Raw genomic sequence first — 11,558 nt, forward strand, 5'->3', positions numbered from 1 at the left:
AACCATGGACATCAAAGAATATTTTAGTCTCGTATTTTCGGATTATACCTTGCGTACTATTACACTTGGTACAGCTATTCTTGGTGCTATATGTGGTATGTTGGGAAGCTTTGCAGTACTTCGGAAACAAAGTCTTTTAGGAGATGCCATCTCTCATGCGGCATTACCAGGTATTGCATTGGCATTTATTATTACGGGTACAAAAGATACAAACCTACTGCTTATAGGAGCGCTTGTAAGTGGTTTGATAGGTACTTTTTGGATACGAGGAATGATTACAAAAACACATCTCAAAAGCGATACAGCTTTAGGGCTCATTTTATCTTTATTTTTTGGATTTGGGATGTTGTTACTAACGTATATTCAGAAACAACCTAATGCAAATCAAGCAGGTTTGGATAAGTACTTATTTGGACAAGCTGCAACCTTAATAGAGAAGGATGTGACACTTATGGCAATAGTAACAGGGATATGCCTTGTCGTACTTTTATTGTTTTGGAAAGAATTTAAAATATTACTCTTTGATGCAGATTATACAAAGACATTAGGGTTTAATACGAGATTTATAGACATACTGATCACTTTTTTTATTGTGCTAGCTATTGTATTGGGACTTCAAACAGTAGGTGTGGTCTTGATGAGTGCTATGCTATTAGCACCTGCCGCTGCAGCAAGACAATGGACCAATAAGTTAAGTGTCATGATCGTACTTGCGGCTATTTTTGGTGCCTTTTCAGGAGTATTCGGAACCGCTATTAGCGCAAGTCAAAATAATTTATCTACAGGTCCTGTAATTGTTTTAGTAGCAGCAGTATTTGTATTGTTTTCATTTATTTTTTCTCCAGGAAGAGGAATTCTTTTTAAGCAAATTAGATTCTGGCAAAATAGAAGAGATTTAAAGCTTCAAAAAACATTACAGTTTATGTTTGATATTGCCAAAACACATGAGGATATATCACACCCTCATGCCATTAAGATTTTGAATAACTTTCAAGGATTTACAAAAGGGTCGCTCAAGAAAATGGAAGAAAAAAATTGGGTAGCGTTACAAGGACAAAAATGGTCATTAACCCAAGATGGTTATAATGCAGCCAAAAATTTATATACTCAAGAATAATGACAGGTACTCAATTAGAAATACAATTAATTGCAGCTATCGTAGCCATTGCATGCGCAATTCCAGGTGTGTTTTTAGTATTGCGTAAAATGGCACTTATTAGTGATGCGATAAGCCATTCTATCTTACCAGGTATTGTGATAGGATTCTTTTTGACAGAAGATTTAAATTCTCCATGGCTTATTCTATTAGCAGCAGTTACAGGAGTCATTACTGTTGTCTTAGTAGAAGCGATTCAGAAAACAGGCTTGGTTAAGGAGGATACCGCTATAGGACTTGTATTTCCCGCACTTTTTAGTATTGGCGTTATCTTAATTGCTCAAAGAGCAAATGATGTTCACCTTGATACAGATGCAGTATTATTAGGAGATCTCACATTTGCTTCTTTTGATCGTATCGCTTTAGGAGAAGTCGATATGGGTCCCAAATCATTATGGGTTATGGGCATTATTTTGAGCGTTACTATAGGATTGCTTGTTGCGTTTTTTAAAGAACTGAAAGTAAGTACATTTGATGCGGGCCTATCTTCGGCATTAGGATTTTCGCCTGTTGTTTTACATTATGGGCTAATGTCTGTATCATCAGTTACAGTCGTAGGTGCTTTTGACGCTGTAGGAGCAGTGCTAGTAGTAGCACTCATGATTGCGCCAGCAGCAACAGCATATTTGCTTACCTCAGATTTAAAAAAGATGATAGGTTTATCCATTCTTTTTGGAGTGAGTTCGGCTATTATAGGATATTGGATGGCACATATATTAGACGCTTCTATTTCTGGATCTATGACTACCGTATTGGGAATAGTATTTTTAATGGTATACTTATTTGCCCCTAGTAAAGGGTTGATTGCTGTGATGTACAGACAAAAACAACAGCGTACAGAAGTTTCCTTGCTTACATTTTTACTACACCTTAATAATCATACCGAAGAGAGTGAGCGTCATATAAACCACTTAAATGAGCATATAAATTGGCAAAGAGTGCGATCGCAAACAGTATTAGATCTTGCTCAAAAAAATAATATGATTACAATTAGTGATAGTATTGTTTCTTTAACTCCTAAAGGAAAAGAATTTACAGATCTTGCATTGGAGTATATCATCACTAATAAAGATGAGAAAATAGAACACATGAAGGATGACTTCTTTCTTTTTAGAGGATAAACCTGTAACATGGCATCGTTCTTGTCGTATTTATGTAATAAATTAGATAGTATGAAAATCTTACGTATTGTATTTGTTCTTATTTCTTTTTGCGCTTTCGCGAAAGCACAAAATGCATCACCCACAAAAGCAGCAGATCAGATTACCTTTGAACTTGGCTTAGGAGAGCATCAGCAAATTAATGCTGTAGAAGTTACTTTTTTAGAAGTAATGGAAGACTCTAGATGTCCAAAAGATGTAGATTGTATTTGGGCAGGACAAGCAAAGATAAAGGTTCGAATTGTAGAAAAAGGATTAAAACCTATTGAAAAAGAAGTGATTTTTGACGCTTCTGGGAAAAATAATATCCTACATACTTCTGATGATGTAGTTATAAAAGCAGTGCATCTATCTCCTTATCCTAAAACAACGACTGCTGTACATAATCGTGTGTATTACCTGAAGTTGCAAGTATAATGTAAATGCCTAAGAGGCTTCTTTACTTTGTATATATGCTTTAATAGAAAAAAGTAGTACAATCTCTATGGCAAAAGCAAAAATGCATAGGAGATAATGAATACCAAATATATAGTGAAGAATAAGAGCAAGAATAAAATTACCAACAAAATAAGCTACACCTACAGCTAGCTCCTTTATAAAGTTCTCTTTGTCATTTTTGAAGTCAAGAATATATCCGATAAGAACAAAGAGTAAACCCATTTAGTGACAACCACAATTACCATCGCCACATCCATCTTTAGATTTTCTTTTTAAAAAAGAAGGTGTCCAAACAAATTTTGATACCAAATAGCAAACAGCTATTAGAAAAATAGAAAAGACAACGATGTTTTGAAATTGATCCATAAATACTATTCTTTTTTAATAAGTGCCTTAGTCTAGTCGTAATAGATACGTTTTCTTTACTTAAAAACTTGGTACGCTACCAAAGCTACAAGATACGCAAAACCACTCATTACTCCTAGTTGAAGCATAGGCCATTTCCAAGAGTTTGTTTCACGTTTTACAATAGCAAGCGTACTCATACACTGCATGGCAAAAGCATAAAATAACAGCAAAGAAAGACCACTTGCAAAATTAAACCTAGGTTTACCAGAGTCTGCATGTACCTCTTGTGCCATGCGTTTTTTTATAGTCTCCTCCTCATCATCTCCTACGCTATATATAGTAGCGAGTGTTCCTACAAAAACTTCTCTGGCAGCAAACGAAGTGATAAGGGCAATCCCTATTTTCCAATCATACCCTAAAGGTTCTACAGCGGGTTCTATAAACTTTCCAAGATGTCCGATATAACTTTTTTCCAACCTATACGAAGCAATTTGTTTCTCTAAATCTGCTTTCGCGAAAGCGCCCTCCTCCATTTGAGCAGTCACAATAGCTTCTGCATTTGAAAATTCTTTGGTAGGGCCATACGATGCGAGCACCCATAAAACAATAGAAATGGCAAGAATGATTTTACCAGCATCTACGACAAACGATTTTGTCTTCTCTAAAACATTGATCGCAACATTTTTGAATAACGGAAGTTTGTAGTTAGGCATTTCTATTACAAAAAATGACTTGCTCTTAATCTTTAAAATCTTATTGAGTAACCATGCAGATCCTATAGCTGTTCCAAACCCTAGAAGATATAACAGCATAAGCGTGAGTCCTTGTAAATTAAAGAATAAAAACTTCTCATCTGGAATAACCAATGATATAATAATAAGATACACAGGTAATCGAGCAGAACAGGTCGTAAATGGAGTAACCAGTATGGTAATAAGACGTTCTTTCCAACTCTCTATATTACGTGTTGCCATTACAGCTGGAATGGCACAAGCAGTCCCAGAAACTAGAGGGACAACACTTTTTCCGCTCAATCCAAAACGTCGCATGACTCTATCCATAAGAAATACAACACGGCTCATATAACCGCTTTCTTCTAGAATAGAAATAAATAAAAATAAAAAGGCTATTTGAGGTATGAAAATAACAATACCTCCTAATCCAGCTATGATCCCTTCGGCTATAAGACTTGTAAGCGCTCCCGATGGAAGTGTATCTTTCACCCATTCGCTTAAAGAGGCAAAACTAGCGTCAATAAAATCCATAGGATATTGAGACCAATTGTAGATCACTTGAAAAATAAGCATGAGTATGGCAAAGAAAATGACATACCCCCAAACTTTATGGGTTAATATTCTATCTAAACGAGTTCGTAAGTCTTTTGCATTAGCAGTATCTATCGTTAATGTTTCTTTTAAAACATCATTGATAAATTTGTACCGTATAATTGTTTCTTTTTGCTGTAAGCGTTTAAGATTGCTAACAGATTCTGTTTTAAAAGAAGCAATGGTTTTCATCTCATTACGTTCTACTTTTCCAAAGTTTACATCTTGTGTAATGACAAGCCATAATTTATATAAGTCTTGATTTGGAAATGCTTTGCGTAATCTATCAAAATATTCTGGTGCAATCACAGAGGCATTTACACAAGGTTTTGTAGAGATAGTTTTATAGTCAGATATAAGTTGTTTGAGGTAATCAATGCCTTGGTTTTTTCGACTACTTATTAAAGCAATCTTTGTATTTAGATGTTCTTCCATTTTTGGAATATCTAAACTGATAGCTTTTCGTTTCATACGATCAGCCATATTAATAGCTAGAATTGTAGGAATACCAAGGTCTTTTATTTGGGTAAAGAGAAGTAAATTTCTTTTTAAATTTTCTACATCAGATATGACGACAGCAACATCTGGAAAATCTTTATCTTTTTTATTGAGTAATAATTCAATGACTACATTTTCATCTAGTGAAGAAGCATTAAGACTATAGGTGCCTGGAAGATCTAAGATATGGGCTTTTACACCTCTTGCTAGCTTACAAATTCCTTCCTTTTTTTCTACAGTTATACCAGGATAATTCCCTACTTGCTGATTAAGTCCTGTAAGATGATTAAACACAGAGGTCTTTCCTGTATTTGGATTTCCTATAAGTGCTACATTGAGTTGTTTTGCCATAATGTTACGATGGCGTTTCTATTAAGATGTGTAAAGCGGTCTCTTTACGTATAGCAAGATGACTGCCATTTACATTAATATACATCGGGTCAGAAAAGGGAGCTAATTGTAAAAGTTGCACTTCATTACCAGGAAGACAGCCCATTTCTAATAACTTTAGAGGAACATTATCTGTAGCTATATCTTTAATAATAGCTTTTTCTCCTTTCTGTAAGTGAGCGACTGTTTTCTTCAATGCTTATTTAGATTAAATTTAAACAAGGCAAAAGTACGCCATTTCTATTAAAGTGAAAAGATAATTTTTGTTAAGAAAATAGATGGGATTAATTGAATAGTTTTTTGAGCCATCCTTGTTTGGGTTCATATTCTGTTTTCAGAATTTCAATATCTTCTAGAAGGACTTCTATGGCATCGGAATCTGTTCCGTCATAATATCCTCTTATTTGTCCTTTTTTGTCTACGAGCATAAAGTTTTCTGTATGAACCATAGCATCTTCTTCCCCTGGAATATCTTTAACAGCCAGATAGCTTTTTCGCGCAAGCGTATAGATTTCTTTTCTAGATCCTGTAACAAGATTCCATCGTGTATCATCTACCCCTTTCTTAAGGGCATATGCTTTTAATATTTCTGGAGTATCGTATTCTGGAATAACAGAGTGAGATAGTAAAAGTACCTCATTATCTTCCTTGAGTTCTTTCTGTATTTCTACCATATGTTCTGTCATTATAGGACAAATGTCTTGACAAGTGGTGAAAAAGAAATCTGCTACATAAATTTTATCCTTATAATCGTCTTGGGTAATAGTATCTCCATTTTGATTAAGGAGTTTGAAAGGGGCAATTTTGTGATATTTTTTCACATATTGAATGGTGCTATCTACAAGTTCTTTATCTACCATTTCTGGTTGATAAATGGGTAATTTTTTAGGAACTTTTAATAACGTATAAATCATCGTAATAATAATGACAGATAAAACAGCCATTACAATGGCAAATATTTTATATCGCTTAAAAAAGTGCAGCATACAACTCATTTTTTGCAAAATTACGACTGGAATTTGAGTTGATATGCTTTTTTACCTTAAAAAAAAGTGAAAAGGCACGTACAAAGTAGTAATTGCTTTCTTATGCCATGTGAAAAGGTTACTTTTGTGCGTTTTAAATTTTGACTTACAACAGCCATGGAGCTATTTATACAGATATCACAATTTGTTCTTGCCATTTCTATTTTAGTAATCTTACACGAGTTTGGTCATTTCTTGCCAGCACGTTGGTTTGGAATTAAAGTAGAGAAGTTTTTCTTGTTTTTTGATGTGAAGTTTGCCCTTTTTAAAAAGAAAATAGGTGAAACGGTGTACGGTGTAGGGTGGTTGCCATTAGGAGGCTATGTGAAAATTGCTGGGATGATAGATGAGAGCATGGACAAAGAGCAAATGAAAAAAGATCCAGAACCATGGGAGTTTAGATCAAAACCAGCTTGGCAACGTCTTATTGTAATGGTAGGAGGAGTGACAGTAAATGTGCTATTAGCTTGGCTTATTTATAGTACAATGCTTGTTGTAAATGGCGATACATATATCCCAGCTAATAATTTAAAGTATGGAATTGATGTAAGTGAAGCTGGTGAAGGCCTAGGTTTTAAAAATGGCGATCAGATTCTTGCTATAGATGGAAAACCCGTAAAGCGATTTGATAAGTTTTTACCAATGGATGTGCTTTTGGGTGATGAGGTAACGGTGTTAAGAGGAGATCAAGAAATGACGTTTCCGATTAAAGACTCTGGAAAGAAACTAGTACTTAATGCTGAAAGAGGACGATTTATCGCTCCAGCATTCGCACCTAAAGTAGGAGATATAGATGAAGAAAGTATTGCTGAAAAACTGGGACTACAAGTTGGCTCAGAGATTATTAGTATGAATAATAAGAAAGTTAATTTCTGGAGTGACGTGCACAATGCTATACAAGATAGTAAGGGAGGTGTTCTAGAAATTAAATATACACTTAATGGAAATTTCTCTCATAAGTTTGTTCATCTACCAACAAATGGAACTTTTGGAATCTTTGCAGATACGAAGGGGTATTCTAAAACTGACGAATATGGCGTTTTTTCATCTATTCCTGAAGGGTGGAACCAGACTATAGGTGTTCTTAAAAACCAGATAAAACAGTTTAAACTTATTTTCAATAGCGAAGTGCAAGGGTACAAAAATGTAAAAGGCCCAATTGGTATTGTAGAAATGATGGAACCTACTTGGGACTGGACTGCTTTTTGGTCTTTCACTGCAATGTTTTCGGTTTGGTTAGCATTTGTAAATATTTTACCTATACCAGCATTAGATGGAGGACATGTGATGTTCTTGCTATATGAGATGATTTCTGGAAAAGCACCTTCAGAAAAAACATTAGAACGTGGACAAATAATTGGATTTATCATTGTGATGGGACTAATGCTCGTTATTTTTGGGAACGATATCTGGAATTTGTTTAAATAAACTTCTTTTGCTTTCGCGAAAGCGTATAATAGTAAAATCTTATCTAAAAACTTATAATTATAATTTTTTATTATGATTGTAAATTTACAGCTCTTTTTAATGTGAGTTTAAGACCTTTTTTTGAATAGGGGTTGCCTCTACTATATTTTTACTAAAATAAACCTCTTAAAACGTCTTTAATTTTGGATTTATCTTTTTTCTTAAAAATCGGATAAACTTTTTTGAGTATTTCTAATTGAATACTTTTTACTTGTACTTTTTTATTTAAATATATTTTTTTACGGTTAAATCTGTGATTTTTACGGTTTTTCCATAAAAAAATATGCATTGTTAATAACTATGTGAATAAGATTATGTATTTTGCCGATGTTTTTAAGCTTTTCATCGATCATGTTCGATTTTTCAAAATCTTAAAAATTAGTTAAAATGTTAATTTTTATTTTAGCTAGATGATTAGAATGTTCATTCTTTTATATAGTTCCCTACTGTATAAGAGATCCCTAAAATTTGAATAAGTAATAATCAAACCAAAAAAAAGCTATGAATAATAAGGTTGCCCTCGCCTTGTTGTCAGAAACGTCCGCAATCCTAAAAAGCATATCAGTATTGATACTGCTATTCAATTGTGTGTTTCTAATTTTTCTTCAACAAAACAGCAATTTCCTTGCTGTAAGTGTACTTGGTGCTTTATTAATTTTTATTGAAATGAATGCTAATACGTTCAAAAGGCTATTGAGTTCTTTTTTACGTACATACAATATATATACACTAATCCAACATCAAAATAATATACACTTGATTAATTCAAGTGTTAAAAGAAGAAGCGTATGAAAATCAATACTCGATTCTCAACCATTTTAAACAAAATTCATACTATATATACGTATAGTGTGCTTTGTGTTTTAACATTGTTTGCGACTATACCTGCGTACAGTCAAGAAACACCTATTTTTCCTAATAATCAAGTGCTGGTATCTGGTACTATAAACCAGCCAGGATCTGTTTATAGGTTCTCTGATGTTTCTTTAACAGTAAACGGCGGGACAATAGATGTAGATGCTCTTGTAACACTTGTAGGCTTTACAGGAACACCTACCGTAAATACGGTAGATGGAACGACAGCTATTCTAAATAGATTTGAACCTTCTATAACATATGATACAGCTAATGAAGCAGTAAGTTGGAGTATCCAATTTATTGTGGCAGATTCTTCAGAGCCTAATCTGGCAGATGCAGTTCCAATACCTCTAGATTCTTTTACCATGGAGGTGATAGATAATGATGCTGGTGAATTTGTTATTGCAACTACCCCTGCAAGTTATGAATTAGAAGCTGGAGGATTTCCTAATTCTATAATTGTGGCTGGAGCACCAACAGGAGGAACGATAAGATTTGATAGTTTTAATGTTACAGATCCAGGGGTTAGTGAATTAAATACAAGATCTATAATACGTTTGAATTATGTAAACACAAATACGATAAATTTTACATTAGGAAGAACAAATGCTGATCCTTTTACAACAAGACAAATCTCTATTGGATTTTTAGGAGAAGTCGTATTTGGAAACCCTGCAGTTGTTGTTACTAATGAGCCTCCAGTGGTTGTAGATAATTTTGGAAATGTTGTAGAAGTAAACTCTACAGGAAATACGCCTATAAATGTATTAACGGGCTCTTCAGATCCTGATGGGAATTTGGATGTTTCTTCTGTAACGTTAATAGATCCTAATGACCCTACAAATATTGGTACGGTTGGAAGTCCTTTAGTAATACCTGGTGTTGGTACTTATGTAGTAGATGCTACGGGTAATGTAACCTATACTCCAGCAACGGGTTATACAGGTTCTGCTAATATTAATTTTAGAGTCGAAGATGATCTAGGAACTTCTTCAAATACTGCTTTATTAGAAATTACAGTTGTTACAGATTCTGATGGTGATGGTGTATTTGATTATGCTGATGACGACGATGATAACGATGGGATTTTAGATGTAGACGAACTTAATTGTTCTCCAGATCCTGTGGCATTAGGACAAACATTTGATTTAAACAGTACAGAATTTGTTTCTCAGAGCGACTTATATAGCTTTGATCCAGATGGTGCAGGACCTCTCCCGGCAGTAACAGCTACTTTTACTGGACAGCTAGAGAATACAACTGATACAAATGTAAATGGTGGTACTGGACCTAATTGGCCAAACAGCGGAGGAATAGAAGATGCTTCAAGTGGAGCTATCTTGCAGTCGCGACTTGATGATTCTGATTTTGATGATGGAAGAACAGCTTTATATACATTAACATTCACGGAGCCTGTTTATAATTTAGAGTTTTCCTGGGGAGGCTTGGATAATGGAGATCGTTCAGATTTTGCGTCAGATGGAGAATTGAGAATAGAAAATATTGATGCATTAGATAGTACAGGCTCTTTTATTAGTGGTAATTCTGTGACGAGTGTAGATGGTACGGGTAATCCTCCACTAAATGCAGTGAGAGTAATTACTTCTGGACCTGTAACATTTGTAACCATAAGAGCTGCAAAAGATGAGCCAGATGGTTCTGATGATAGTGGTTTTGTAACTTTAGGATTGTTTGACCTAAAGTATTGTTTGTTAGTAAATACAGATGGTGTTGATGAGCCAGATTACTTAGATACAGATAGTGATAATGATGGTTGTCCTGATGCTGTAGAAGGGAATGGTGATTTTGAGCAATCTGATCTTACAACGTCAAATAACCTTGCAGATGATGATGAAGGACAGGTAGACGGAAATGGTGTGCCTGAAAGTACAGGGGGAGTTTCTCAAGAACAAAGCACAACAACAGGTGTTACACAAGCGACACAAGTTGTTATTACAACAGATGTTTCTGATCAAGCTGTGGTTACAGGCGGAACTACCTTTACGGTGGTTGCTAGAGGGGATAATGCCACAAGTTATTCTTCTGGTACACCTGTGTATGGAACTGCGGGGAATGCAAACGGAGGTCTTAATTACCAATGGTATCAGGGTGATCCAAATGCAGGAGGAACCCTTATAGATGGATCAGATACAAATTTTGAAGATTTTACTACAGCGACTCTCACAATACTAGATGTTGCTGGTTTAGGAGGAGAAGAATTTTTTGTAGTCGTTACGCATGATGATAATGACTGTATTGAGTTAGAATCTAGCGGTTTTTTAATTGTTCCTGAAACAAATGATGATACTGCAAGTGTTGATGAAGATACGCCAGTAAATATTGACGTATTAGATAACGACGTGGTTACTGGAGGATCTTCAGAAGTAACTGAAGTGACAGATCCAGCCAATGGAACAGTAACGATTGAGTCTGATGGTACGGTGACTTATACACCAGATCCTGATTTTAATGGCACAGATAGTTTTGAATATACAGTAGTGGTAACCAATGCAGATGGATCTACCTCTACGGATACTGCTACAGTTGTTGTGACTGTGAATCCAGTAGCTGATGTAGTTGATGATGCTGATAGCACCCCTGAGGATACTCCTGTGAATGTAGATGTATTAGACAATGATACTTTTGAGGGAACAGATAATGAGGTGACTGCTGTAACTGATCCAGCTAATGGAACAGTAACGATCGAGTCTGATGGTACGGTGACCTATACACCAGATCCTGATTTTAATGGTACGGATACCTTTGATTATACGGTAACGGTAACGAACGCAGATGGATCTACAACGACAGAGACGGCTACGGTAGTGATTACAGTAGATCCAATAGCTGATGTTGATGCGATGGATGATGTTGCTAGTACGGATGAGGATGA

At 35.1% G+C, this 11,558-nt stretch carries 10 protein-coding genes; 5 read left to right on the forward strand and 5 right to left on the reverse strand.

Annotated elements, in window-relative coordinates:
• Positions 1-4: 4 nt before the first annotated feature.
• Genes CHB80_RS07210 through CHB80_RS07220 form a run of 3 tightly spaced genes read left to right on the forward strand, consistent with a single transcriptional unit; the run spans position 5 to position 2,733 of the window.
• Positions 5-1,117: a metal ABC transporter permease gene (locus CHB80_RS07210; protein ID WP_089370719.1), complete on the forward strand. Its 1,113-nt coding sequence runs from the start codon at positions 5-7 to the stop codon at positions 1,115-1,117.
• On the forward strand, positions 1,117-2,277 hold the full coding sequence (locus CHB80_RS07215; protein WP_089370720.1) for a metal ABC transporter permease: 1,161 nt from the start codon (positions 1,117-1,119) through the stop codon (positions 2,275-2,277). Before CHB80_RS07210 ends, CHB80_RS07215 begins: the two co-directional genes overlap by 1 nt.
• A 51-nt stretch (positions 2,278-2,328) precedes the next feature.
• The gene (locus CHB80_RS07220; RefSeq protein WP_089370721.1) at positions 2,329-2,733 is read left to right on the forward strand and encodes a hypothetical protein; all 405 of its coding nucleotides are present in this window, start codon (positions 2,329-2,331) and stop codon (positions 2,731-2,733) included.
• A 9-nt stretch (positions 2,734-2,742) separates the two neighbouring features.
• Here the strand turns inward: CHB80_RS07220 and CHB80_RS24585 are convergent, their stop codons facing one another.
• The 5 genes from CHB80_RS24585 to CHB80_RS07240 form a co-directional block, all read right to left on the reverse strand.
• Positions 2,743-2,976: a hypothetical protein gene (locus CHB80_RS24585; protein ID WP_089370722.1), complete on the reverse strand. Its 234-nt coding sequence runs from the start codon at positions 2,974-2,976 to the stop codon at positions 2,743-2,745.
• On the reverse strand, positions 2,977-3,120 hold the full coding sequence (locus CHB80_RS24870) for a hypothetical protein (RefSeq protein ID WP_194410393.1): 144 nt from the start codon (positions 3,118-3,120) through the stop codon (positions 2,977-2,979). It abuts the gene before it with no gap.
• Positions 3,121-3,176: 56 nt separating this feature from the next.
• Positions 3,177-5,276 carry a ferrous iron transport protein B gene (feoB, locus tag CHB80_RS07230; RefSeq protein WP_089370723.1) on the reverse strand — a complete coding sequence of 700 codons (2,100 nt, stop codon included), beginning with the start codon at positions 5,274-5,276 and terminating at the stop codon, positions 3,177-3,179.
• 4 nt (positions 5,277-5,280) lie between these two features.
• A complete protein-coding gene (locus CHB80_RS07235) occupies positions 5,281-5,511 on the reverse strand; it encodes a FeoA family protein (protein ID WP_089370724.1) in 231 nt (76 codons plus the stop codon).
• 88 nt (positions 5,512-5,599) lie between these two features.
• Entirely contained in the window at positions 5,600-6,301 is a 702-nt protein-coding gene (locus CHB80_RS07240) for an SCO family protein (RefSeq protein ID WP_089370725.1), read from the reverse strand.
• A gap of 156 nt (positions 6,302-6,457) precedes the next feature.
• On the opposite strand from CHB80_RS07240, the gene rseP reads away from it, so the two are divergent.
• Both rseP and CHB80_RS07255 read left to right on the forward strand, forming a co-directional pair.
• Positions 6,458-7,768: an RIP metalloprotease RseP gene (gene rseP / locus CHB80_RS07245; protein ID WP_089370726.1), complete on the forward strand. Its 1,311-nt coding sequence runs from the start codon at positions 6,458-6,460 to the stop codon at positions 7,766-7,768.
• An 827-nt stretch (positions 7,769-8,595) separates the two neighbouring features.
• A partial coding sequence (locus tag CHB80_RS07255; protein WP_143337064.1) for an Ig-like domain-containing protein occupies positions 8,596-11,558 on the forward strand: 2,963 nt, incomplete at its 3' end.

This window comes from Dokdonia pacifica (assembly GCF_900188275.1).
Taxonomy (GTDB): Bacteria; Bacteroidota; Bacteroidia; order Flavobacteriales; family Flavobacteriaceae; genus Dokdonia; species Dokdonia pacifica.